We start from the raw sequence: 24,281 nt of genomic DNA, 5'->3' as shown, positions 1-24,281 counted from the left end.
GTATCGCTTTTCCTCTTCTAGCTGACGCTCATACTCAGATTATCTCGAAGTAGCGCTCCAGCTCCCACATTGAAATATATTTCCTGTATTCCCGCTCCTCCCACTCGCGAGTCGCTGCAAAGTGCTCGACAAAAGGGGAACCAAAAAAGTCTCTGGCCATCTGGCAGTTTTTCAGGCGTTGCGCCGCGTCCCATAAAGTCGACGGAAGCTGCAAATGCTCAGGAAATGTCTGATCATAGGCGTTGCCGTCCACCATGCATTCCGGTTCGAGTTTGTTTTCCATTCCCCACAGTCCCGATGCGATGACCGCCGCGAGGATGACATAGGGGTTGGCGTCGGCGGCGCCAATTCGATACTCCAATCGTTGAGATTGTATGTCTCCGGGAATAACTCGGATAGCGCAGGTTCTGTTATCGATGCCAACGCTGGCTTCTGTAGGAGCCCAGAACCCGGGAATGAGTCGTCGATAAGAATTAATCGTGGGAGCAATCATCGCCATGAGTTCTGGCATAAGCTTTTGTTGGCCTGCGATGAAATGGCGCATTGTGGCGCTCATTTTGGCTTCTTTTTCTCCATCATAAAAAAGGTTTAGCCCTTTGTTGTCTTTTAACGATAAATGTATGTGGCCGCTCTGTCCGGGATAATCTTTCGACCACTTGGCCATGAAGGTGGCCATCTTGCCTTGCTTTTGCAGCGCAACTTTTGTGAACGTTTTAAACAGTGCGGCTTTATCGGCTGCGTTAATTGCTTCATCGTGGGTAATCGCCGCCTCAAGAACTCCGGGACCGGTTTCCTCATGGAGGCCTTCAAGAGGAAAGTCCATATCATCCGCCAACTGTAAAAGATTCAAATAGGTATCTGACTCCACGCTGTTGCGGATGACGGAATAACCGAATTCTGACGGCGCCATGGGGGTGAGGCCCTGGAAAGATTTCTCCCGGATACTGTGAGGCGTTTCTTCAAAAACAAAAAATTCATATTCAAAACCGCAATCAACTTCCACACCCATGTCTCTGGCTTTCGCTACAACTCTTTTGAGTAGAGCACGCGGACAGATTGCTTCCGCTTTATCGGCAAATTCAGCCAGAAAGAACACTCCGCCGCTTTCAAGGGGCAAAGTTCGGCAGCTAGAGGGGATAATACGCACTTGCGCATCAGGGTATCCCGTATGCCAACCGGTGTATGAAACATTGTCATAGAGCTGATCTTTCACGTCCCAGCCCAGAACGACATCGCAGAAACCGAATCCCTTGTCCAGCGCGGATAGGAATTTGGCTCGCGACATGTATTTGCCGCGCATGACGCCATCAATGTCAAATACGCCAACCTTTATGTGCTTGAACATGGAGTCTTCGATAAGCGTACGTGCGTCTGCTGCGGATTTTACTTCCCTTGGATCCATAACATCACCTGTGTGTTAAGCGGATGAAGAAAGGACGTATAACTAAATATAACAGCTCCGTGGGAACTTGATTGGATATTGCTAGTCCAACCATGCTCGGTATGACCTACTTAGAAAAGTTGGACTAAAGTCTAGGAATGTAAAACTGTTTTGTGCGCGCTTTCCCAGATACAAGCAAGTGGTCTGTCTGAATTAGTATCTACATCCGCCGCTACTGCTGTGTTTAGCCTTCAGTTTCGCACCCTTATACCTGGGGAAAGCGCGTTATTTACGAGATTAGTTGTATTTAGGAGTACGTAAAATGCCCGTTATGTTTGATTGGTTAGCCCACAATATTTTGTCTTTGCGTGTGGCGGGAGTGCAGAATTCCGCAACAGCTGCGGGCGGTCATTGCACTTGGCGCTTTTCTCAGGTGAAGAACCCGGTAAGAAGCTTGATTCTTACCAATCCGGACACCAGTGGCGGAATATGCGAGATGCTGGCGGCGAAGTGGCTGGAAGTTCATGCCAATGCGGAAAAATATGCTCGTTCAGGTGAAGCGACTTCGTTGGCGGGCTGGATCAGTCGCGCTGGCGGGGAGATTGATCCTAATAAAGTCCGTCAGATTATGCAGATGTTTATTATCGGGAGCACGATGAACTCCGGGGCGGTTGTGGGACAACCGGGCAGCGGCAGAGAAGATCAAACCTATGCGACGGAACGCTGGCTGCAATCTAAAGGCGTGACCAGACGCAAGCATATTTCCAGTGGTCCATCCTGGTTCAAGGGCATGTCGCGAGGGGCGACTGGCGCTCGTGGAGGGCGTCGTAGAGACTTCTCGGCGGAAATTGGTCGGGCGATTACTTCCAGCGCCAAGTCATACAAAATGATTGGTATCGCCGGGCCCAATTTTGCTCATGCTGTCGCAGCATGGAGTGAGACGGATGTAACTTTTTTTGATCCCAACTTTGGTGAGTTTTGGTTCCCTACGACAAATGCTTTCCAAGGATGGTTTCCCCGCTTCTGGCATCTGGCGGGATATGGAACGCCAGCGATAGGTCTGAGCGACTCCTATGAAATCATGGAGTATGACACGGTAGCTTAATTTTTCAGGTAAGATAGCGGCCGAATATAATGGGCGGGTAGCCTGAAAGGCGTCCATAGCCACGTATCCAGTATTCCAGCCTGAAAGCGATAAAGGAGTCTATTTTGGCCAAAGCATACCTTCCTCTTATTGGCGTTATCCTTTTGGTTGTGGTGCTTTGGCCCTACCCGGTGCTGATTCCTCTTAAATTACTGGTGGTTTTCTTTCATGAAGCTTCACACGCCATTATGACAGTGGCGACGGGAGGTGAAGTGGTGGAAATGGTCATCTCCGTTGATCAAGGCGGACATGTGCTATCCCGCGGAGGTAATCGTTTTTTGACGTTGTCCGCCGGCTATCTTGGGTCGTTGATCTGGGGCGTATTGATTTATCTGACGGCTCTACTGAGTCGTCTTGATCGTGCGCTTATGCTAATTCTTGGCCTGTCTTTATTGGCGATAGCCGCATGGTGGATTAGAGATGTCTTTGCATTGGGGTTTGCACTCGCTACCGGGGGCGCCATGATAGCCAGCGCGATCTGGTTGCCGGTGTCATTTAATGACGCGGTGCTGCGGGTTATTGGCGTCACCAGTATGCTATACGCGCCATTGGATATTTACAGCGACACAATTGAACGCTCTCACCTGCGGTCCGACGCAGTTATGCTTGGGGAGGCTTATGGCGGCTCAGGTATGATCTGGGGCATAGGCTGGTTTCTGTTGAGTCTGGCTGTCATATACGTCGCATTTAAATTCGGGCATCGAAGCCCGCCTTCGTCACAAGAAAATTGATACCTTTTCCCAGCAAGGCCGTATATCTATACTGAGCTCGCGCATGCAATTCTGTCGGTATTGAAACGCGGGATGCGAAAAAAATAACAACAATAGATAGATAATCAGGAGACAGACTATGAAAGCTATATGGAATGGCGCAGTCATTGCCGAAAGTCAGAACACGATCATATTGGAAGGAAACCATTATTTCCCCCCTTCCGCTATCCGCTCGGAATACTTCAAACCAAGTGATACCCGTACTGTCTGTGGGTGGAAAGGCACAGCCTGCTATTACGATATTGAAGTAGAGGGATCCACCAATCGAGATGCGGCTTGGTATTATCCTACGGCTTCAGAAACAGCCCGCAATATCCAGGACTATGTTGCTTTCTGGAGAGGAGTGACGATAGAAGAAGGCTAGCCAGATTAATATGGCGTGAGCGCTATTCCGAACTCCATTCAGCCAGTACGCTCACGCCATTGTAGTCATAACTCATACTCAGATAATTACTACGCATCTCAACGTGTGCAGGAACCGAGAAGCCTTTTTCCCATGCCTGATCATTGCTTGATGTGATAAGGAGACGCCAAGCGTCGTTTTCCTGGTAGAGCAGGCCCGTGTAGTAATAAATAACCGGCAAGCCAAAGTCGGTGTAAGACTCAATATCGGCAATCCACTCATACGTATCGTTTTCGGTCGGGCGAATATCCATTGATCCATTGAGCTGTTGGGGGATTCCATTCACGCTGTAAGACAGTAGGTCGAGTGTGTCAGCTTGAGCGTCTTTTTTCTTGGAAGGACTATGCTCTGTAACTCGAATAAGCGAGTCGGTGAATAGCGTCGGGCCGCCACGCACAACAATGCCTGTGTCATAAACCAATCCCGCCCCGGGAGGCGGTAAATGTTCAAGTTCCGTTAGTTCGGGATGTAACATTGGAACCAGCGCCACGCCAGCGCCAGCAACGGTCAGCATAAGGGCAGGGTATAAAATATCTGGCGGAAGTCGGCCCTGATGGTTGTGGTGTATTATCTTTTCCGCAATAAACAAAATAAGCCCGGCGACGACGAGGGCCGTACCTGATATTGCTAACAGCGCATCGAAATCTGACATAGCTTTCGCTCGTTGCTTGGCACTGTAAATTGCTTCCACTCTGAGCCGCTGCTTGTCTGCGGTAGCTCTTATACTGCTAACGCCTATGCTGGGCGCGTAATCTCTCCTTATTTAAAAATAGATCAAAATAGGCAATGCGCCTGCTTCTTGTGGTCGCTTTCTGAGAGGTTATCGTCATATTGCGCTGACGAAGCTGGCATTTGGCCGGTTAGAATGTCGGTTAAATTTACACCATTAACTTAAAAGCTAAGCGTCCGCTGCTCTATTTTTATATTTATACTATAGATAACAATGGAGTATAAAAGTTGGCCTCAAAAATGCTTGTATACCGTCACTAATTTTGTACGGGCCTTTTGGCTTACAAATCAATAAACCAATTATCGAGTAGTAGTTGTCTATGAAAACTTTCAAAGTACTGGCTGCAGTAGTAGCTTTGGGTTCCTCTGTCTCCGCTTACGCATATCAAATTAACGATGAGTATGTAGGTAGTAAGGATCATGGATATGGCGACGTTATCGGTGACGTCTCAAAATTCGATGTCAAGGGAATTGACGTAAGCGTGGCTGGCACTATGTTGACTGTCGACGTATACACCAACTTTGTTAATAACGTTGGTATTTTCAACAACAACGTAACAAGCACCACACTGAGCCAGAAGAAAGGCATTGCGTTTGGCGACCTGTTCCTGTCTTCCTCTTGGAACCCATATGGTGATGCGGATACAGGGTACAAAGAAGACAGACATCGTACTGGTACAAAGTGGACCTATGGTTTCAGCCTCGACGACCGTTGGAGTTCTACTGGCGGTGAAGGTGCGCTGTATGAGTTGAATGGTGAGACCAACTATGAAAACGCATACTTGTCCAATGATTTTATCAATGGTAGATACGCTACCTACCGTCACGGTCAGGAAGTTGCTGTCAAAACTGGCAGCGCTACTGTCACTTCCGTAGGTTCCGGCTCTTGGTTGGTCGACACTGTAAACGGTAAAGTTTCTTTCACCTTTGATATTGCTGGTACTGATCTGGTGAAAGGTGATGAGATTGCTTTCCATTGGGGTATGACCTGCGGTAACGATACTATCGAAGGCAAGGTTCCTTTCTCTGTGCCTGAGCCTGGCGTTCTGGCTATGATGGGCCTTGGTCTGGCTGCGGTTGGTTTGCGTCGTCGCAAGCAGGCTGCTTAAAAAGTCATAGGTAGTGAAGCGGGGGGATGATTTGATCTCCCGCTCTCAAAGAGAAACCGCATAGGCGACGCCCTACGCGGTTTTTTTATGCGCTGTCAGCGCGTGATGATCTCAACTTTCCTTGGCGATATAGAGCTTTCTCACCGCCATGTTGAATGCTTCAACACAATCAGGATCGAACAGTGAGCCGTTATAGCTGTTAACGTAGCGCACTGCCTCAAACAGCGATTTTTTGTACGAGCGATCTTCACGTTCGCTGGTTATCTCGAAGAATGCGTCACATATTGCCAGTACTCTGGAGCCCATGGGGATGTCCTTGCCGCTCACGCCGAAAGGGTATCCGCTACCGTCATAATGTTCATGATGATGAAGGACGATCTGCGCTGCGTCTTCCCAGCCACCAAAGCGATGCAGGATTTGCGAACTGGTAGCGACGTGGGCGGCCATGATTTTCTGCTCTTCACGTGACAGCTGCTCCTCATGTTTGTGAGCCAATCCGACTGGCACAAAAGCCATGCCTAAATCGTGCAGCAGCACTGCGGCGCTGAGTTGCTCTTCGTTAATCGGGCCGCCTAACTCTCCGTTGATGGCCGTACATAGCTCCAGCTCCTTTTGCGTGCGATCCTTTCTGTAGATACTGAGTTGGTCCAGCTGGCGCGCCAGAAAGCGAAATAACTGTTGGTCAGAGTCTTTTCCGGGGGCGAAGTAGCTTGGCATTGCTGCTTCGGGCCGCGGCGCTTCTCCTGTGTCTTTAGGGCCGGACAGTAACTCATCCAGGCCTTCGTTGATGACGGCTATAACATTTCCGGGGGAGGCGTTACGCACTTTGGCGATGACTTTAAGCAGGGATTCCTGCAGGTCTCCGTCTGCGGTGTGGTCACTCGCCAACTGTCCGACCAGGGTTTCGACATAGCCGATGATGCTCATAAAGAAAACCCCGAACATCGGCTGGTAGGGAAGTTCTCCTTTACGCATGTCGGAAACGATTTCCTCTAATTCATGGATAACGTCCACCATGGCGTCCAGAAAAACCATTCTGCAGTTGCCTTTAAGGGAGTGCATGCTGCGGAACAGCTCGTTGATCAAATCAGGATTTACCTGATGCTCCAGGGTCTGAATCGTATGTTCTATCTCTTCGACATTTTCCTGAAAGCAGGCGACAAACTCGTCAATCAGGTCTTTTTCCAACTCAACAAACTGTGGGCAGGTAATTGGCTTCATGACATATCGGGCTCCTGTTGAATACGGACATCCCCTTGTGCGACTGCGCCGCGATGTGGAGGCGATTGTTTTTAGTATAGACGCTGGCTGAGCATATCGAGCGGATGCTCAATCAAACTCAAGTAGCGCCAGCTTTTCGCCAAACAGGTAACGATGCCAGGGAGACCAGGCTAGCAAGCTTAACGCCCCCCAGCGCTCCCAGTGATAGTCGAGAATGCACCATTCCTGTCTGACTTTGATGTGGGAGTTCCAGCTTTCCAGGCGGCGGATATTGTGCAGAGTCCATTGAAAGGCGGCGTTCATCCAACCAATGGCCTCATGTAAGTGAGCTTGACCCAGGGCTCCGTGAGGCAGCATTTCCAAAAGCATACGAGCATGTGGGATGTGCTCGGCAAGGTCATTGAAGAACTGTTTGATGCGTTGTTCTGTAAAGTACATAAGCACGCCTTCAGCCAAAATCAAACAATTGTCAGACTCTCCGGCGGCATGCTCCAGCCAGGAGACATCGAACAGCGACTGCTCCAGCATGTGGTAGCGATCAGAGTCGCTGAAAAACAGGCGACGAGCGGCGATGACGTTGGGCAGGTCGAGATCGAACCATTGAATCTGGCCGTTGTCCACGCGCAGGTAGCGACTGTCGAAACCAGCTCCAAGATTAATGATGACAGCATGGGGATGAGCGTTGATAAAATCCGTTACCAGTTTGTCGATGAGGTCCGTGCGGATTGCAATGGCTAACTGCGATAACCACGCGTTACTGAAGCGTTTGAAGTCATAATTGAGGCGCTGGTACATTTCCAGCGCCTTATCGTCATGAATGATGGCGTCGGGGCGCAAGGTTTCCATCGCCCTGGCCCACAGAGGTAGGAGTGCGGTTTCTGAAATATCTCGCAATTGCAGCGTTTCCATCGTCATGCTCCCTGGATGTTCCCATGGCTGTTTCAGCCGTTAGCCGGCATCAACAAGTCTGGTTTATTTTGACGAAATATCCAGCGTCCGCTTAGTCAAGCGGAGGACGTGCGTACGCGTCCGGGAGGAAGTGGGAGCGTACGCGAAGAACGCTATGAAATGCGTTTATTTAGAAAAGTAGTAGTCTTCGGTAGCCTCGCGCAACCGCTTGTTTTCCAGGTAGTCCTCTATTGCCCGACGGGCTTGAAGACGTCGTTTGGAGGCTTGCTTTTCTTTGCTTTTCCTCTCTTGCGTTTCGGACTCGTAAAAAACGTCAAGAATTGTACTGGCGACGGAATCGGAAGGTTGATTCATGTTTTGCATGGCTTTCCCCTTAGCCTAGTGACGGTTCACTGTAGTTGTTATTTTTTACACTGGAATGACAACCGGCTTACTGCTTGATAACGCGTGTTACCAATCCGTTCCTGCGTTGGTGCGATGCCTTGTCCAGCCGACTGAGGAGTCGTCGGTCTTATGCTGTATATTATTTCACCGATAATACAATTAATTAGGTGAGAGTCGCAACGAGCTGAGATTCTTTTTAGCTTGGTTGAGTTTTCGTGCATGACGCTCATCAAGTTTTTGAAACAGATTGGTGGCGATAGTGTCCAAAACCATTAGGTGGGCCAAACGAGAAGCCAAGGGCGTGAAGGCGTCAGTGTCTTCGTCCACGGAGACGCCGATGTTGAGATTGGCGATATTGGCCAATGCTGACTGCGGCGGGCTGATAGCGACAACTCTGGCGCCGGAGGCCCGCGCCCGCATGCAGGATTGAATCAGGTTATTGGTGCGGCCGCTGTGAGATATGGCGACTATAATATCGTTCGCTTCCACCAGACCCGCGATCAGCATTTGCGTATCTGGATCCGGGCAGGCCTGGGTATCTAGTTTTAAGCGAAAGAACTTCTGTTGCGCATCCGCCGCCACGGCCGCGGATGCGCCATAGCCAAAAAAATATAAGCGGGAGGATTCGGAAATCCAGGCGCATACCTGCTCAATTCGCTCCCAGGCGAGTTGGTTGAAGACCTGCTGCAATGACGACTGCACGTCGCTGAATATCTTGGCGCCTACCTGCTGCAGGCTATCTCCGGAGTTTATTGGGAATGGCGTTTGCTTTTGGATGCTTGCAAGCTGTTGGGCCAGGCTCACTTTAAAGCTTTGAAAGCTGTCAAAACTGATGGTGCGACAGAAGCGCACAATGGTCGGTTCGCTGACGCCAGCCTCAGTCGCCAGATCAACGATACGCATGTGAATAACATCGTTGGGGTTACGCAGCACACACTCCGCCACTTTCTGTTCGCTTTTGCGTAGCCTGTCCCGGTTTTGTCGAAGCCAATTCAATATATCGTGGGGGCGTCCCATCCAACTACCTTGGTGTGTTTATGAGCCCGATAGCGGAATCAGTAGGCAGGGTAAGCCCGTGATTTCGCCTTTGGGGCGAGATTGAAAAACGTGTTTTAAGAATAGACAAAAGCGAAGCAGGATTACACTGACTAAAGTCGCTGACGTTATTGAATAACCGGTGATGGGTTTTGCAGGGCTGCAGAACCGATGCGTTGCTTTCGCAACAGGTTCGCCATCTGTTCTGCCCCCAGCGGCTCGGCGATGAGGTATCCCTGCACGGTGTGGCAGCCGCTTTCCCGCAGGAATTCCAAATGTCCTTCGTGTTCTACTCCTTCGGCGATGACTTCCAGGTTAAGGCTCTTACCCAGCATTATGACGGCGCGGGTGATAGCGGCATCATCGGCGTTGTGATGTGCGTCTTTGATGAACATCCGGTCTATTTTCAGGGCGTTTAGCGGAAAGCGTTTGAGGTAGGAGAGAGAGGAGTATCCTGTGCCGAAGTCGTCCACGGTTATGCGTACGCCCATCTCTCTCAGACGGGAGAGCATAAACTGGGTGCGGCTCATGTTTTCCATTAGCGTGCTTTCCGTCAGCTCCAGGTCCAGCAGGTGAGGGGGAAGCTCTGTGTCCTGCAGGACTTTACGCACCATCTGCGGCAAATTGCTTTGACGTAACTGATGAGCGGAAAGGTTGACGGATACCTGGATATTATCCAGCCCTTCCCGGCTCCAGGCGGCGGCTTGAGCGCAGGCTGCGCCGAGCATCTGTTCTCCCAGCTCGGTGATTAAGCCGCTTTCCTCCGCCATGGGCACAAAGTCACTGGGGCCGATCAGACCCCTCTGCGGGTGCCGCCAGCGCGCCAGCGCCTCAACTCCGGTAATGCGGCCGCTATCCAGCGATAGCTTGGGCTGGAAGAAGACTTCCATCTGCTGATTCTGTATCGCCCGGCGCAACTCGGTTTCCACCTCCAGACGCATACGCGACATGCTGCGCAACATGCGACTGTAAAACTCATAGGTGTTGCCGCCGAGGTATTTCGCCTGTCGCACCGCCATATTGGCTTGCTGCATCAGGGTTTGGATTTCCCAGCCGTTGTCAGGGGCCTGAGTGACGCCTATTGAAGTTGAAACATAAAACTCGTGGCCATCGATATTGAATGGCGCTTTCAGTTCATCCAGTAGTTGCTCGCAGAAGCGGCTCACTTGGGAGCGGCTTTTCGCGGGGGTGAGAATTGCAAATTCATCGCTACCAAGGCGCGCCAAGGTATGTGCGTGGGATGCGGTTTGTGAGATGCGCGTAGCAACCTGCTTTAACAGCTCATCCCCTCGGTCCTGCCCCAGGCTTTCGTTTACCTGTCGAAAACGGTCGACATTCAGGAGCAGCATATTAATGCTGAGTCCTTGCTCCCTTACTTTGCGGAGAATTTTATCCAGACGCTCGCGGAACAGCATGCGATTCGCCAGCCCGGTCAGTTCGTCGTAGTTGAGCAGATAGTGAAGCTTTTCGTCCGCCTGCTTGCGCTCAGTCAGGTCAGAAAAGAGGCCGGCGTAGTGCGTAGTGGCGCCTTCTGTATTAATAACCGAAGTAATTTGCAGCCACTGACAATAGAAATCGCCGGACTTGCGCTTTTCATATAACTCGCCTTGCCAACGGCCCCGCAATGACAGCTCGTCGCGAATACGACTGAAAACCTGTCGCTTGTTGGGAGCCTTGCTGAAATCCTCAAGACTGCTACCGATCACTTCTTCAGTTTCGTAACCCGTAATCTGGCTGAACGCGTTGTTGACGGTGAGAAAACGGAACTCGGTATCCAGCGCGAAGACGCCCTGAGGCGTATGATCAAAGACAGACTTGGCCAGAAGCAGCTGTTCATCGCGACTTTTCTCTTTGCTGATGTCGCGGCGCGACCCGATCATGCGAGTAATGCGGCCAAGCTTGTCGAAGCTTACCGGTTTGCCGCAATCCTCAACCCATATCCAGGCGTCTTTGGCGGTGGTGACGCGGTACTGCACCCGATAAGTGTTACTCAAGCCTTTCAGGCACAGCATCATTTCCTTTCTGATGCGTGGACGGTCGTCAGGATGTATCAGTCCATGCATACGCTCGACGAAGGCGGTCGCCGACATTTCGCGAGGACCAAAGGCGTCGTGAAAGAAAGACTGATAAAGGGAGTTTCTTGGTATATCCCAATCCCACAAGGCCAACCCGGTGGCTTCAATGGCTTGCGATAAACGGGTCTGGCTTTTCATCAGCGCATCGCTGATATTTTTCCGCAGCTTGATTTGTTGACTCAGAATACGGTTGGCTTCGGACAATTCGTGGGTGCGCTCGCAGATTGCGTCTTCAAGCTCCTTTTGCGTTTCCCGCAGTTCATGTTCGATTGCTTCGCGGCGGGTTATTTCATAGGCGAGCTGTTGATTAAGCTGCTCTGAGGCGGAGCGGGCGTTATCCAGATAGTCGATCAAACCTTGCATCTGCAGATTCTGGTTAAGGTAGCGACTGGACGCGAGGTACCATAGCGCGGCGAGCGGATACAGGAAGACGCTGAGAATGGCGGCGTTGGTCAGTAACTCTGGAGGGAGGGGCGATCTGCCCTGTAACAGCACCGCAAGCCACAGAAGAGGCATCGCGCTAAGAATAATAAATGGGGTGCGCCAGACGCCAAGAAAAAAGGACAGAAGGCCTGCGCCTAAGAATTGTGCGATAGTGAGGCTGTCCAGCCATGATGCAGGGAGATCCAGGATGACGTAAGCGGTTATCGGCCCCAACACAGTGGCGATTGCGCTGCTGAGCAATACATAAAGCCTGCTAAGGTTGGCGACGTTGCGGGGTAGGTTGACGCTCTCATCCTGCAATTGCGCCTGAGCCTGTGAGCCGAAGGCGGCGAGCAGAAGTGAACAGATAGCACCCAGCGCAGCGAGACCGATCAGTGGCGCTATAGCGTGGTGAGGAAAGGCGGTGGCGACGAACCCCATTGTGATTAAAAAAAGCAATGCGGCGGCGTGACGACTGCGTCGCCCCAGCTTTATGAGTTGCTCCCGACGCACCATAAGAGGTTTGGGGCGCGCCATGGTCGACATCAGCTTTAAACTGCTTGCTTGAATATCGTTTGTCCCGGGGTGCATGTTAGTATAATTGTCCGATTTCACTGGAATCCCGCCGCACAAACAAACCCGTCATATCTGCTTTTTGACGGTCGGCGAACCTGAAAAGCAGCGATGCAATGTTGTAATAGGCTGTAAAATTATCCAGTATTAATCGCCGCAAATGTGCAAGGCGGCGACTCCGGTTGGCGGTTCAGTGTGCTTATTGTATGTAACATTTTGTTATTTTTTGTTCGTTGTCCCATTTAACCCGATAGTGAACTTGCGCACAAGCACTTCGAATAAAATCGGAGATTGGTCTGCGGTTAAATTCCCTGACATGTCATTCGCGGAAAGCCGTTAACAACAAAGCCCTTCAAACAAAGAGAGGTAAGTCTCAGCAATGGACGTAACGGCGGTATTGGACCCGCTTAACGATGCTCAACGTGAGGCGGTTACCGCCAGCGCCGGCAACCTGCTGGTTCTGGCTGGCGCCGGCAGCGGCAAAACCCGCGTTCTTGTGCACCGCATGGCATGGTTGATTCAAGTTGAGCGCATTGGCGCTCACGCAATAATGGCGGTGACGTTCACCAATAAGGCGGCGCGGGAAATGCGCGAGCGGGTGGAGTCGCTGTTGCATATTCCTACGCGCGGCATGTGGCTTGGCACTTTTCACAGCCTGGCGCATCGACTGTTGCGCGCGCACTGGCGGGAAGCCGGCCTGCCGGAAAACTTCCAGGTCATCGACTCCGATGATCAGCAGCGCATGCTGAAGCGGGTGATTCGGGAGCTGGGACTGGATGAGTCCAAGTGGCCTGCGCGCCAGGCGCAGTATTTTATCAACAGCCAGAAAGACGAAGGGCTGCGACCGGAACATATTGAGCCTGGTAGCGACGCCTGGCGGCAGACCATGAACAAGATATACCAGCGTTACGACGAATACTGTCGGCAGAGTGGGCTGGTGGACTTTGGCGAGTTACTGCTGCGCTCTCATGAACTCTGGCTGCAGAAGCCGGATTTGCTGCAACATTATCAGCAACGCTTTCAACATATTCTGGTGGATGAGTTTCAGGACACCAACACTATTCAGTATGCCTGGCTGCGCGTGTTGGCGGGGGATCGCGTCCCCATGACCGTGGTCGGAGACGACGACCAGTCCATCTACGGCTGGCGCGGGGCCAAGATTGAGAACATACAGCGTTTTCAGAATGACTTCAGCGAAGCTGCGTTGGTGCGTCTGGAGCAGAACTACCGTTCCACGCAGACTATTCTGCGGGCCGCTAACCACGTCATTGCCCATAATCCGAGCCGCCTTGGCAAACAGCTCTGGACGGATCAAGGAGACGGTGAGGCGATTGATGTTTACGCCGCTTTTAACGAGCAGGATGAAGCCAATTATATCGTCGAGTCGGTGCAGTCCTGGGTGAATCAGGGGCGCTCCCGTTCGGAAGTGGCGCTGTTGTATCGCTCCAACGTGCAATCGCGGGTATTGGAAGAAGCGCTGATTCGCCGCGGCGTGCCTTATCGGATATATGGCGGTTTGCGCTTCTATGATCGTTTGGAAGTTAAAAACGCTGTGGCGTATTTGCGTCTGGCTCACTTCGCTCATGATGACGCCGCCTTTGAGCGGGTGGTCAATATCCCCCCTCGCGGCGTTGGCGCCAAGTCGTTGGAGACATTGCGCGACGCCGCTCGCGAGCGCAGAGAATCGTTATGGCGGACTACGGTGGCGGCGGTTGGCGCAGGCTTGCTTAAAGGCAAGGCGGGGGCTGGTCTGAAGCAATTTATTGAAATAGTCGAAACCCTGCGTGAGTATGCGAAAGAGAACAGCTTGCAGGATCTGACCAAGCATATGTTGGATGTCAGCGGCCTATTGGAGCATCACGCCAATGAAAAGGGAGATAAGGCGGAAGCGCGTAAGGAAAACCTGCTAGAGTTGGTGAATGCGGTTGCTGAGTATGAAACGCTCGACAATGAATCGCCGTTGGCGGAGTTTCTGACCCAGGCGGCGCTGGATGCGGGCGAGCGTCAGGCGGATGCGGATCAGGATGCTGTGCAACTTATGACGCTGCATTCCGCCAAAGGTTTGGAATTTCCCCTGGTCTTTCTGACAGGTATGGAGGAAGAGTTGTTCCCTCACTCGATGGCGCTGGAAGAGGCGGGTCGCTTGGAGGAAGAGCGCCGTCTGTGCTATGTCGGCATCACTCGCGCGATGGAAAAATTGGTGCTTACTTTTGCGGAAAGTCGCCGCTTATACGGTCAGGATAAATACCACTCCATTTCTCGCTTTGTCCGCGAAATTCCCAATGAGCTATTGCGTGAAGTGCGTTTGCGCTCTGTCGTAAGCAAGCCTATGTTTTGGGATCGTGGGCCGGCGCATGGGGCTATTGGCGAATCCGCGCAGCAGTCGGGTATTTCACTTGGACAGCGGGTGCGACATGAGAAGTTTGGCGAAGGCGTCGTGCTGAACTATGAAGGCAGTGGGCCGCATTCTCGTATTCAGGTGAACTTTGATGATCAGGGCAGTAAATGGTTGGTGCTTTCATACGCCAGACTGGAAGTGATTTGAACTGTATGGCTGTTAAGTGACCCGTTAGATTTTGTGCGCGCTCCGCCAGTGTCCTTTTGCCGGACAATAGAGTTATACTGCGGAGCGCAGCCTTCTCGCCGGCTCATCTAAGCAGGCTTTACCCGCCCATTTGGATGGCTTGGCGACTGGCGCTGGATGCTTGGCTGCGCAAGGCGCCGAGATCACATAAGAATAAAGACAAAGGAGACGCAATCGAATGAAAAGACGCTATCTGTTTTCCCTGATGGGCGCAGGCATGTTGGGAATGCTGTTGGGCGGATGCTCCGCCGAGAAAGAAGCGGCGGCCCCGGTTGCCCAGCAGGCGCCCAAGCAAACCATCCAGTGGAAGCTGGTGACTTCCTGGCCTAAAAACTTCCCAGGACTGGGCGAGGCTCCAGAGCGCTTCGCCAAAGAAGTCGAACGTATGAGCGACGGTCGTCTGAAGATCAAAGTCTTCGGCGCCGGAGAACTGGTTCCCGCGCTGGAAGTGTTTGACGCCGTCTCCCAGGGCACTGCGGAAGCAGGCCACGCAGCAGCTTACTACTGGAAAGGCAAAATTCCCGCCGCACAGTTTTTCTCCACCGTTCCCTTCGGCTTGAACGCTCAGGAAATCAACTCCTGGATCAGCTACGGCGGGGGTCTGGAATTATGGCGTGAACTGTATGAACCTTTCGGCGTCATTCCTATGCTTGGCGGCAACACCGGCGTGCAGATGGGAGGCTGGTTCAACAAAGAGATCAACTCTCTGGATGACCTGAAAGGCCTCAAGATGCGTATCCCTGGGTTGGGCGGAGAAGTATTGCAACGGGCGGGAGGCACGCCTGTGCAGCTGCCTGGCGGAGAAATATTCACGGCCCTGCAGACCGGCGCTATTGACGCCACCGAATGGGTAGGTCCATACAATGATTTGGCGTTTGGCCTGCATAAAGCCGCCAAGCATTACTATTACCCTGGCTGGCATGAACCTGGTACTTCCCTGGAATTCACGTTCAATAAGAAAGCGTTTGAAGCTCTACCGAAAGATCTGCAGGCCATCGTCGAGGTCGCTGCGCGTATGACCAACCAGGACATGCTGGATGAATATACGGCGCGTAATAATGCTGCTTTGAACGAACTCGTCAACAACCACGGCGTGGATGTCAGACGTTTCCCTGATGACGTGCTGAAGGAGTTGCAGGACATCTCCCGTCAGACGATTCAGGAGATTGCGGAGAAAGACCCCGCGGTGAAGAAAGTGTATGAGTCTTACGAGAAGTTCCGCAGCAATGTGTGGAAATATCATGAGATCTCAGAAAAAGCTTATATCAACGCCAGATCCTAAGGCGCTCGATAGACACAAAAACCGCAGCACAGGCTGCGGTTTTTTTTATGCTTCGCGTCTTGCGCCCGCTCACTCTCCGGCAGGCACTGCGCGAATGCGTCCTGAGTCGTCAATCGCGACCAGCACAAATACGCCTTCAGTCACCTTGCGGGGAGTATTCTGATGGTTGTCTCGGGTCCAAACCTCCACTTCGATGTGCATGGAGCTGGTGCCGATGTTAACCATGCGCGCATAACAACTGACTTCCGCACCGATTCTGACCGGAGATAGGAAGTCCAATTGCTTTACGGATACCGTCGCAGTGCGGCCTTTGGCGATGCGACCGGCCATGCTGGCGGCTGCCAGATCCATCTGCGACATCAACCAGCCGGCGTAGATATCGCCGTTGGAGTTGGTGTCCTTATCGAGAGCAATGACGCGAAGCGCCAGTTCTCCGTTGGGTGCTGAGCTACTAGAAGCTTTCATGACAGTTCTCTTGTATTTATGAAAATCCGATATCTGCAAGTTTAGGCGCTGTCGCGGCGTTTCTCCGCAGTAGCGAAGGCGCTAAACTAATGAGGCGGTCAGGGCCCGTAAACCACCTCCGGCAACCAGGTCGCCAGTGACGGCCAAGCCGCCAGCAAACAAAGCATTAATACTTGGATAGCGATAAATGGGGCCACGCCCATGTAAATGTCCGTCGTTTTCACATGACTTGGGGCGACCCCGCGTAAATAAAACAGCGAAAACCCGAAAGGGGGGGTCAGGAACGACGTTTGTAAATTCAAGCCAATCATGATGCCCAGCCAGATTGGGTCAACGCCCATCGCCAGCAATACCGGGCCGACTATGGGCACGACGACAAAGGTGATCTCAATGAAGTCGAGGATAAAGCCCAATAAAAAAATAACCAGCATCACCACGAGTACCGCCATGAAGACGCCGCCGGGCATGGAGGTGAAAATTTCTTTGATTAGCTCATCGCCGCCATAAGCGCGGAACACCAGTGAAAAAATGGTGGCGCCAATCAGAATCATGAACACCATACAGGTGACGCGGGTGGTTTGTTGGCAAACGTCCCTTAGTACAGAAATTGAGATCTGGCGTTTATAGGTCGCCAGGATTATGGCCCCGAATGCGCCGACGCCTGCGGCTTCCGTTGGTGTGGCGATGCCGGACAGAATTGAGCCGAGAACGGCGACGATCAGCGCTAGAGGCGGCGCTAGATCGCGTAGCAGGGAGAGTTCCCGTGAGTGCATTTCCTGCTTGCTCAGCTTTTCACCCGCAGGCAACAGGTCAGGTTTAACCAGCGCCAGCACAAACAGATAAATGATGTACAGCAGAACCAGTACAAGACCGGGGATCAGCGCTCCAACGAACAGGTCGCCCACGGATACGGTGTCCGGGTTGAATATGCCCATGTCGCGCTGGGCTTGTTGGTAGGCGCTGGAAAGTACATCGCCCAGCAATACCAAGGCGATCGACGGGGGAATGATCTGGCCCAAAGTTCCCGTGGCGCAAATTGTGCCCGTCGCTACCGCTTTACTGTACTTGCTTTTCAGCATGGTAGGCAGAGAGATGAGGCCCATGGTCACCACCGTAGCGCCGACGATGCCTGTACTGGCCGCCAGCAACATGCCGACGACCGCGACGGAAATCCCCAGACCGCCAGGAATATTACGGAACAGCATGGCCATGCTTTCCAGCAGGTTCTCTGCGATCTTTGACTTCTGCAGCATGCATCCCATAAAGACGAATAAAGGAACCGCCAGCAGTGTTTGGTTATTCATTAACCCATATAAGCGACTGGGAGTGGCCAGCAGGAAACTGTTATCAAAGACGCCCGCCATGGCGCCAATGCCAGCGAAGGCGAGGGCGGTGCCGGCGAGCGAGAACGCGACGGGATAACCGCAAAGCAGTACCAGACATACCGCAGCGAACATGAACAGCGACATATACTCCATTTCAGTCTTGCTCCTTCTGTCCGCTGGAATGGCTGGGGGCGATAATCAGGCAAAGGTTGCGCAGAACCTCCGCAATACCCTGAGCGCCAAGCACAAAAACCAGCGCCAGAATAAGTGATTTGAGGATGAAGACGGCAGGCAGGCCAGCCGTTTCTGGAGACACTTCGCGAATGCGCCAGCTTTGGGCAATGTAAGGCCAGCTTTCTATGCCGATGTAAATGATCAGAGGGAAAAGCAGCAACAAGGTTCCCAACAGATTCACTATCGCTTTGCCGCGGACGGAAAATCGTTGGTAAAGAATATCCACCCTGACGTGTTCGTCGTGTTTCAGGGTGTAGGCGGATGCGATCATGAATACAAAGCCGTGCATGTAAAGCACGGATTCCTGCAGGGCGATGGAACTGTTGTTGAAGACGTATCGGAGCAGGACGACGGCGACGGTTCCGACCACCATTCCGATATTGAGCCAGGCGATGATCGCGCCGGTTTTCTCGGTAAATGCGTCAATGAGTCTCACAACAGCAGTGAGGCCGTTAGTCATTATGGATTTTCCTTCTTGTTGTTAGATGGGGCTATCGGCGTAACGACCGAGTCAGCAGCCCTTTATGTCCACAGCACTTACTTCTGACATATCTATGCATACGACGCCCGAAAAATCCCTAATGTGAAGCAGTCTCTTGTTTCCTTAACCGGGGCGGAAATTCAACCGCTAAGTTTAACCTGAGTGAAGGGGGAATGCGATGAGCCTTGGGTGAAATCACGTTGCAATCTGCATGTCACAACGCGTCATTTTGTAACATCCCTGTCACATTCGAATCCTATAGTGGCGATCAATCCGACGAACCTATCGGATACGTCGCAATCGAAATCAGGAGTTCATCCCTATGCAATTAAAAAAATTTTTTGCGGCAGCCACAGTTGTCGCTGCTTCATTCTGGGCAGGCGCAGCTTCCGCGGATCTGGATCCCAAGCTGACTGATTACAGCAAAGCAAGTGGTGTTTCCGGCAATCTATCCAGCGTAGGTTCCGATACTCTGGCCAACCTGATGACACTGTGGGCTGAAGAGTTCAAGCGTAACTATCCAAACGTCAATATTCAGATTCAAGCTGCTGGATCCTCTACCGCTCCGCCAGCATTGACCGAAGGCACTTCCAACTTGGGACCAATGAGCCGCAAGATGAAAGACAAAGAGCTGGAAGCCTTTGAGAAGAAATTCGGCTACAAGCCAACCGCGATCCCCGTTGCAATTGATGCCTTGGCGGTGTTCGTACATAAAGACAATCCCATTAAAGGCATGACCATGGCGCAAGTTGACGCCGTGTTCTCCTCCACTCGCAAGTGCGGCTTCAGCAAAGACGTCACTGCCTGGGGCGATCTGGGTTTAACCGGTTCCATGGCGAACCGTTCCGTTCAATTGTTTGGTCGTAACTCAGTTTCCGGCACCTACGGTTACTTTAAAGAGCACGCATTGTGTAAAGGCGACTTCAAAAATAACGTTAACGAACAGCCGGGTTCGGCATCCGTCGTTCAGGGCGTGTCTGAATCTGTAAATGGCATTGGTTATTCTGGCATTGGTTACAAAACCGCTAGCGTACGCTTGGTCCCTCTGGCCAAGAAAGACGGCGACAAGTTCGTAGAAGCTTCACCTGCAACGGCGATCACTGGCGAATACCCACTGTCCCGTTTCTTGTACGTATACGTTAACAAGGCTCCAAACAAAGACCTGGACCCTATCGTTGGCGAGTTCATCAAAATGATCATGTCCAAGCAGGGTCAGGAAGTGGTTGTGAAAGACGGCTACGTGCCGCTGCCTGCTTCCGTCACCAGCAAGTACCTGAAAGAGCTGGCGCTGTAAGACTCACTTACAGACAAAGCCGAAAGGTCGAAAAAAACCGCCTCTTGCTGGCGGTTTTTTCTTTTGTGGGGCGTACTTACCTGCTTGGGTTCTACGCATAATCCCCGCCATCCCGCAATACACATTTCACATCCGCGCTGCTATCTTATGCGATTATCGGGGTAACTCTCTCGCCAAAGAAAACATAAGGAAAAGCCATGCGCGCACTTAAGTTGGTTGGCTATGTATTCGTTCTGTTGATCGTAATAGTCATAGCCGCTCTCTTTTTTATAGATATCATCGCCAAGTTCGCGATTGAAGAAGAAGGAACCAAAGCGGTTAAGGCCAAAGTGGAAGTCGATTCGGTGGATGTCCGTTTCTTTCCTCTTGGCGCCTCAATTTATGGTTTGAAGGTGACTAATCCTCAGGCGCCGATGACCAATGCATTTGAAGCGGAACTGATCGACGCGAACCTGGACTGGGAGCCATTGTTGAAGTCCAAAGTAATTGTGGAGACCGCTGCGCTGGAAGGAATGCGTTTTAATACTGCGCGCTCGGTTACCGGCGCTGTGCCGGGATTAACGCCGCCGCCCAGTCAGGAACCGTCGCTGGTTGATCAGTTCAAAGAAGATATGAAACTGCCGGCCATTGATATTCCAGATCCGAATGAACTGCTGGCCAGAGTGGACCTCAAGACCGTAGCCATGGCCAAAGAGATGGAGGCGTCTCTGGCTGCGCGCAAGAAAGCCTGGAAAGAGCGTATCGATGGCTTGCCCAATAAAGAAACCCTGGAAAGCTATAAGCAGCGCATCAAGGCGTTGAAAGAGGCGAAAAATCCTCTGGAAAGACTGCAGGCGGTCGCCAAGGTGAAGGATTTGCAGAGCGACGCCAAGAAAGACTTGCAGAAAATTCGCGACGCCAAGGCTGATCTGGAAAAAGAAGTTGCCCAGTTGAAAGCGGATCTGGCCAAAGTAAAAGCCGCGCCGCAGGAAGATATGAAGCGTGTGATGGAGCTGGCCGGTTTGAATCCTGGCGCCTGGGAAGGTCTGGCGAAAGCCTTGTTCGGCGATGAGGTGGCGAAATGGGCGAACAACGCCTACATGTGGTACGGTCGTTTGCAGCCTTACATCAATGGCTCTGGCGATGAAACGCAGAAATCCGCCTCAGAGCCCGACACAACGGATTACAGCGATGGCTTGCCACGGTTCCTGGTGAAGACGCTGAGCATCAGCGGTAAATTGCCGATCCCACAGCAGGATGTGCCGTTCTCCGGTGAGTTCAACAACTTGACGGATCGCGCGGATGTTTGGGGTAAGCCTGCGCAATTAGCGTTGCAAAGCCAGGCGCAGGGCATTGGAAAGATGGACTTCAAAGGCGTCCTTGATCACGTCACCGCTGTCGCTAAAGACTCGTTCTCCTTCGACCTGAAGGATTTACCTGTCACCGATATCGTCTTCTCTGATAAAGAAGACTTCCCCGTGACCTTGAGCAAAGCCATCGCTGCCATTGCGGGCAAGGCCGACATTACAGACGGCAAGCTGGCGATGAATGTCGACGCCAAGTTCCTGGAAGTCCAACTGGCCAATCTGTTGGAGGGCGAGAGCGCTCCCCTGAAGAAGGCGTTGCTGAACGCGTTGAAGAATATTTCTCAGTTCGATGTGAATATGCTGGCCTCAGGCGCGTTGCAGGACCCAGAAGTGAAGATTACCTCCAGTCTGGACAAAATTCTGTCGCAAAGCGTGAAAGGGCTGATCGATGAGGAAAAGAAAAAGCTTTCTGGAAAAGTGCAGGCGAAACTGAATGAAATCGTCAGCGAGAAAGTCGGCGGACTGGACAGTGAGTTGAATGGACTGGTCGATATCAACGCGCTGTTACAAGAACGCATCGGCGACTTTTCCAACCTGCTGTAACTGAGATTCTGCTCTAATCAGCGTTAATAAGCGGGGATGACACGGCTTCATCCTCGCTAACGCTCCCTCTCTTTATCCCTTACGTCGCCCGTTACTTGCTTGTCGCCTGGAGCATTGGCGGTTGCTGGCTCCACGTCCCGATAAGCTGTCATAGAAGCTTAAAATCCCTTTGCTTTAATGAAGTCTCCGCCAGCGACAAATGTGACAGGGTTGTAACATAAATGTCACATTGTGCCGTTATCGTTTGCGCATCTTTTAATATTGGGATTTCACTATGAATGAGGCGGTATCTGTCAAAGCCCCGGAGATAGACTTCAATACCCCCCAGCTCAAGCGTCACCGCAGTATCCGAACCCTGAAAGACAAAATGGCGAAAGGGTTTATCGCCGCTGGCGGTGTGAGCGTCATTGTTGCAGTCACCCTAATCTTCTTTTACTTACTGTATGAAGTGGCGCCGATTTTTGAATCCGCGTCCGTAGACGCTGTCGCCAGTTATGACATTCCCGGCGAGAAGGGCGCGACCCTGTTGCTGGGCATGGAAGAGCAAGCCGAGAAGGGAATGCGTCTGGATGATAATGGCAATGTCACTTTTTTTAATTTAAAAGATGGCTCCGTTGATTCCGCTACCCGTCTGCCTATTTCAGATGGCGCGTCATTGACAGGCGTTAACGAAGGCGCGCCGGGCTCCAATACCGTGGTGGCTGGAGTGAGTGACGGCGGCGTTGTTATCTTCAAGCACACTTATAATATCACTTGGCCCAACAATGTCAGGGTAATCACTCCATCGCTGGAGTTTCCCTATGGCGAGTCTCCGATGGCGTTAGATCCATCCGGCTCGGCGCTGACCCATGTGGCGGTGCGTGATAATAATGACTACCTGCTGGTCGTCGGCGCCAATGAGTCGAACAAGCTGTTCGCCAGCTTCTACGAGAAGGAAGCGAACTTCCTGACTGGCGACGTGACGCTGGAAGAGTCCTCCGTCACTATGCCATCAGTGAATGGCGATATCGTTTCCATTCAGATCAGTCCAGATACCCGTTGGCTGTATGTTGCTACCAAGAGCGGCAAGCTGGATATGTACGACATTTCCAACAAGCAGTCGCCGGATCTGATCGCGCGCGTCGACGCTGTCGCGTCTGGTTCCCAGATCACTGACATGAGGTTTCTGCTGGGCGGCTATTCCTTGTTGATCGCCAACAACCGTGGCGAGATACGCCAGTGGTTCCCCGTTCGCGACGCTGAAAATCAATATCACTTGCAGCATGTGCGCAGCTTCCAGGCGGGTAAGTCGGCCATCGCCAGAATTGCGGTAGAGCCAAGACGCAAAGGCTTTCTGGTTGCTACCGCTCAGGGTGACGCGGCGATTTTTAATACCACTGCTGAACGCCATTTGTTGCAGGAGCAGGTCGTCGATGGCGACGTCAAGCATATGGCGGTCGCGCCCAGAGCCAACTTCATGCTGCTGCAGTCACAGGATGATCGTCTGCATTTCTGGAGCATCGACAATGAACATCCGGACGTATCCTGGTCCGCGCTCTGGAACGAAGTCTGGTATGAAGGTTATTCCGAGCCTGATTATGTTTGGCAGTCCTCCGCAGCCAGTAATGACTTTGAACCCAAGTACAGCCTTACGCCCCTGGTCTTCGGCACGATCAAAGCGGCGTTCTACGCCATGTTGATCGCAATTCCTCTGGCAATCTGCGGCGCCTTGTATACCGCTCATTTCATGTCGCCGACTTTGCGTCGGAAAGTGAAGCCGGCGATTGAGCTTATGGAAGCGTTGCCGACGGTTATTTTGGGCTTTCTGGCTGGTTTGTTTTTCGCTCCATTCATGGAGTCTCACATGCCGGGCGTATTTACGCTGTTGGTGCTGACCCCGATCGCGATTCTTGTGTTTAGCTTCGCATGGGCCAATATGCCGCAGTCCGTACGTCTGATGGTTCCGGAAGGTTGGGAGCCATTGTTGCTGTTGCCGGTTATCTGTTTCATCGGTTGGCTTAGTTTCGCTATCAGCCCTGTTGTAGAGATCGCTTTGTTCGCCGGCAATATGCCTCTTTGGCTGAAAGACAACCTGGGCTTGGATTATGACCAGCGCAACGCTCTTGTGGTTGGCGCGGCGATGGGTTTTGCGGTGATTCCCACTATTTTCTCCATTACCGAAGACGCCGTATTCAGCGTACCCAAGCATCTGACCTACGGATCACTAGCGCTGGGCGCAACACAATGGCAAACCATGATTCGCGTGGTGTTGCCGACCGCCAGCCCGGGTATTTTCTCCGCACTGATGATCGGTCTGGGACGCGCTGTCGGTGAGACCATGATTGTGCTGATGGCGACAGGCAACACGCCGATTATGGACATGAACATCTTTGAGGGCATGCGTACGCTGGCCGCTAACATTGCGGTGGAAATGCCGGAGTCCGAAGTTGGCAGCTCCCACTTCCGGATTCTGTTCCTGGCGGCGTTCGTGTTGTTCTTGTTTACCTTCCTGGTAAACACCGTGGCCGAATTCGTGCGCCAGCGTCTACGGGCCAAGTACAGCGTGATCTAAGGTCACGCTGAGTCATGCGG

General features: G+C 52.1%; 19 protein-coding genes. 9 read left to right on the top strand and 10 right to left on the bottom strand.

From position 1 onward, the window contains the following. Positions 1 to 34 precede the first annotated feature (34 nt). A complete protein-coding gene (locus O5O45_RS22455) occupies positions 35 to 1,402 on the bottom strand; it encodes a glutamine synthetase family protein (RefSeq protein WP_305901565.1) in 1,368 nt (455 codons plus the stop codon). 301 nt (positions 1,403 to 1,703) lie between these two features. On the opposite strand from O5O45_RS22455, the gene O5O45_RS22450 reads away from it, so the two are divergent. From O5O45_RS22450 to O5O45_RS22440, 3 genes are all read left to right on the top strand, one after another. Beyond that, positions 1,704 to 2,486 (top strand): YopT-type cysteine protease domain-containing protein, encoded by a 783-nt coding sequence (locus tag O5O45_RS22450; protein WP_305901564.1) that lies wholly within the window; start codon positions 1,704 to 1,706, stop codon positions 2,484 to 2,486. Positions 2,487 to 2,590: 104 nt separating this feature from the next. Further along, positions 2,591 to 3,256 (top strand): M50 family metallopeptidase, encoded by a 666-nt coding sequence (locus O5O45_RS22445; protein ID WP_305901563.1) that lies wholly within the window; start codon positions 2,591 to 2,593, stop codon positions 3,254 to 3,256. A gap of 118 nt (positions 3,257 to 3,374) precedes the next feature. After that, on the top strand, positions 3,375 to 3,659 hold the full coding sequence (locus tag O5O45_RS22440; RefSeq protein WP_305901562.1) for a DUF427 domain-containing protein: 285 nt from the start codon (positions 3,375 to 3,377) through the stop codon (positions 3,657 to 3,659). Positions 3,660 to 3,681: 22 nt separating this feature from the next. Here the strand turns inward: O5O45_RS22440 and O5O45_RS22435 are convergent, their stop codons facing one another. Then, complete coding sequence (locus O5O45_RS22435; protein ID WP_305901561.1) at positions 3,682 to 4,350, bottom strand: hypothetical protein; 669 nt, start codon at positions 4,348 to 4,350, stop codon at positions 3,682 to 3,684. A gap of 397 nt (positions 4,351 to 4,747) precedes the next feature. Between O5O45_RS22435 and O5O45_RS22430 the strand changes: the two genes are divergently transcribed. Beyond that, a complete protein-coding gene (locus O5O45_RS22430) occupies positions 4,748 to 5,536 on the top strand; it encodes a PEP-CTERM sorting domain-containing protein (RefSeq protein WP_305901560.1) in 789 nt (262 codons plus the stop codon). Positions 5,537 to 5,647: 111 nt separating this feature from the next. Here O5O45_RS22430 and O5O45_RS22425 read toward each other — a convergent pair whose 3' ends face one another. The 5 genes from O5O45_RS22425 to O5O45_RS22405 form a co-directional block, all read right to left on the bottom strand. Further along, positions 5,648 to 6,757, bottom strand: coding sequence for an HD domain-containing phosphohydrolase (locus tag O5O45_RS22425; protein WP_305901559.1), 1,110 nt, complete (start codon positions 6,755 to 6,757; stop codon positions 5,648 to 5,650). A 108-nt stretch (positions 6,758 to 6,865) separates the two neighbouring features. After that, the gene (locus O5O45_RS22420) at positions 6,866 to 7,666 is read right to left on the bottom strand and encodes a class I SAM-dependent methyltransferase (RefSeq protein WP_305901558.1); all 801 of its coding nucleotides are present in this window, start codon (positions 7,664 to 7,666) and stop codon (positions 6,866 to 6,868) included. 165 nt (positions 7,667 to 7,831) lie between these two features. Then, entirely contained in the window at positions 7,832 to 8,029 is a 198-nt protein-coding gene (locus O5O45_RS22415) for a PA3496 family putative envelope integrity protein (protein WP_305901557.1), read from the bottom strand. A gap of 180 nt (positions 8,030 to 8,209) precedes the next feature. Then, positions 8,210 to 9,067, bottom strand: a complete 858-nt coding sequence (locus tag O5O45_RS22410) for a MurR/RpiR family transcriptional regulator (RefSeq protein WP_305901556.1) — start codon at positions 9,065 to 9,067, stop codon at positions 8,210 to 8,212. A 146-nt stretch (positions 9,068 to 9,213) separates the two neighbouring features. Further along, the gene (locus tag O5O45_RS22405; protein ID WP_305901555.1) at positions 9,214 to 12,129 is read right to left on the bottom strand and encodes an EAL domain-containing protein; all 2,916 of its coding nucleotides are present in this window, start codon (positions 12,127 to 12,129) and stop codon (positions 9,214 to 9,216) included. 406 nt (positions 12,130 to 12,535) lie between these two features. Between O5O45_RS22405 and uvrD the strand changes: the two genes are divergently transcribed. Together uvrD and O5O45_RS22395 are read left to right on the top strand one after the other, a co-directional pair. Next, a complete protein-coding gene (uvrD, locus tag O5O45_RS22400; protein WP_305901554.1) occupies positions 12,536 to 14,701 on the top strand; it encodes a DNA helicase II in 2,166 nt (721 codons plus the stop codon). A gap of 217 nt (positions 14,702 to 14,918) precedes the next feature. Further along, a complete protein-coding gene (locus tag O5O45_RS22395; RefSeq protein ID WP_305901553.1) occupies positions 14,919 to 16,022 on the top strand; it encodes a TRAP transporter substrate-binding protein in 1,104 nt (367 codons plus the stop codon). 69 nt (positions 16,023 to 16,091) lie between these two features. On the opposite strand, the gene O5O45_RS22390 is transcribed toward O5O45_RS22395, so the two are convergent. The 3 genes from O5O45_RS22390 to O5O45_RS22380 form a co-directional block, all read right to left on the bottom strand. Beyond that, complete coding sequence (locus tag O5O45_RS22390; protein WP_305901552.1) at positions 16,092 to 16,487, bottom strand: acyl-CoA thioesterase; 396 nt, start codon at positions 16,485 to 16,487, stop codon at positions 16,092 to 16,094. 98 nt (positions 16,488 to 16,585) lie between these two features. Continuing rightward, positions 16,586 to 17,965: a TRAP transporter large permease gene (locus tag O5O45_RS22385; RefSeq protein WP_305901551.1), complete on the bottom strand. Its 1,380-nt coding sequence runs from the start codon at positions 17,963 to 17,965 to the stop codon at positions 16,586 to 16,588. 1 nt (position 17,966) lies between these two features. Continuing rightward, positions 17,967 to 18,506, bottom strand: a complete 540-nt coding sequence (locus O5O45_RS22380; RefSeq protein WP_305901550.1) for a TRAP transporter small permease subunit — start codon at positions 18,504 to 18,506, stop codon at positions 17,967 to 17,969. Positions 18,507 to 18,849: 343 nt separating this feature from the next. On the opposite strand from O5O45_RS22380, the gene O5O45_RS22375 reads away from it, so the two are divergent. From O5O45_RS22375 to O5O45_RS22365, 3 genes are all read left to right on the top strand, one after another. Continuing rightward, the gene (locus O5O45_RS22375; protein WP_305901549.1) at positions 18,850 to 19,821 is read left to right on the top strand and encodes a PstS family phosphate ABC transporter substrate-binding protein; all 972 of its coding nucleotides are present in this window, start codon (positions 18,850 to 18,852) and stop codon (positions 19,819 to 19,821) included. Positions 19,822 to 20,018: 197 nt separating this feature from the next. Continuing rightward, positions 20,019 to 21,710, top strand: coding sequence for a TIGR03545 family protein (locus tag O5O45_RS22370; protein ID WP_305901548.1), 1,692 nt, complete (start codon positions 20,019 to 20,021; stop codon positions 21,708 to 21,710). Positions 21,711 to 21,984: 274 nt separating this feature from the next. Next, positions 21,985 to 24,261: an ABC transporter permease subunit gene (locus O5O45_RS22365; RefSeq protein ID WP_305901547.1), complete on the top strand. Its 2,277-nt coding sequence runs from the start codon at positions 21,985 to 21,987 to the stop codon at positions 24,259 to 24,261. The last annotated feature ends 20 nt before the right edge of the window (positions 24,262 to 24,281 follow it).

The sequence above is a fragment of the Hahella sp. HNIBRBA332 genome, assembly GCF_030719035.1.
Taxonomy (GTDB): domain Bacteria; phylum Pseudomonadota; class Gammaproteobacteria; order Pseudomonadales; family Oleiphilaceae; genus Hahella.
The sequence above is the reverse complement of the archived record's forward strand: the minus strand, read 5'-3'. Positions and strand labels throughout refer to the sequence as shown.

Excerpts from the sequence above, each read along its gene's own strand:
- O5O45_RS22455 (WP_305901565.1), bottom strand. The coding sequence starts at position 1,402 with ATGGATCCAAGGGAAGTAAAATCCGCAGCAGACGCACGTACGCTTATC.
- O5O45_RS22450 (WP_305901564.1), top strand. The coding sequence starts at position 1,704 with ATGCCCGTTATGTTTGATTGGTTAGCCCACAATATTTTGTCTTTGCGT.
- O5O45_RS22440 (WP_305901562.1), top strand. The coding sequence starts at position 3,375 with ATGAAAGCTATATGGAATGGCGCAGTCATTGCCGAAAGTCAGAACACG.
- O5O45_RS22435 (WP_305901561.1), bottom strand. The coding sequence starts at position 4,350 with ATGTCAGATTTCGATGCGCTGTTAGCAATATCAGGTACGGCCCTCGTC.
- O5O45_RS22430 (WP_305901560.1), top strand. The coding sequence starts at position 4,748 with ATGAAAACTTTCAAAGTACTGGCTGCAGTAGTAGCTTTGGGTTCCTCT.
- O5O45_RS22425 (WP_305901559.1), bottom strand. The coding sequence starts at position 6,757 with ATGAAGCCAATTACCTGCCCACAGTTTGTTGAGTTGGAAAAAGACCTG.
- O5O45_RS22420 (WP_305901558.1), bottom strand. The coding sequence starts at position 7,666 with ATGGAAACGCTGCAATTGCGAGATATTTCAGAAACCGCACTCCTACCT.
- O5O45_RS22415 (WP_305901557.1), bottom strand. The coding sequence starts at position 8,029 with ATGCAAAACATGAATCAACCTTCCGATTCCGTCGCCAGTACAATTCTT.
- O5O45_RS22410 (WP_305901556.1), bottom strand. The coding sequence starts at position 9,067 with ATGGGACGCCCCCACGATATATTGAATTGGCTTCGACAAAACCGGGAC.
- O5O45_RS22405 (WP_305901555.1), bottom strand. The coding sequence starts at position 12,129 with ATGTCGACCATGGCGCGCCCCAAACCTCTTATGGTGCGTCGGGAGCAA.
- uvrD (WP_305901554.1), top strand. The coding sequence starts at position 12,536 with ATGGACGTAACGGCGGTATTGGACCCGCTTAACGATGCTCAACGTGAG.
- O5O45_RS22395 (WP_305901553.1), top strand. The coding sequence starts at position 14,919 with ATGAAAAGACGCTATCTGTTTTCCCTGATGGGCGCAGGCATGTTGGGA.
- O5O45_RS22390 (WP_305901552.1), bottom strand. The coding sequence starts at position 16,487 with ATGAAAGCTTCTAGTAGCTCAGCACCCAACGGAGAACTGGCGCTTCGC.
- O5O45_RS22385 (WP_305901551.1), bottom strand. The coding sequence starts at position 17,965 with ATGGAGTATATGTCGCTGTTCATGTTCGCTGCGGTATGTCTGGTACTG.
- O5O45_RS22380 (WP_305901550.1), bottom strand. The coding sequence starts at position 18,506 with ATGACTAACGGCCTCACTGCTGTTGTGAGACTCATTGACGCATTTACC.
- O5O45_RS22375 (WP_305901549.1), top strand. The coding sequence starts at position 18,850 with ATGCAATTAAAAAAATTTTTTGCGGCAGCCACAGTTGTCGCTGCTTCA.
- O5O45_RS22370 (WP_305901548.1), top strand. The coding sequence starts at position 20,019 with ATGCGCGCACTTAAGTTGGTTGGCTATGTATTCGTTCTGTTGATCGTA.
- O5O45_RS22365 (WP_305901547.1), top strand. The coding sequence starts at position 21,985 with ATGAATGAGGCGGTATCTGTCAAAGCCCCGGAGATAGACTTCAATACC.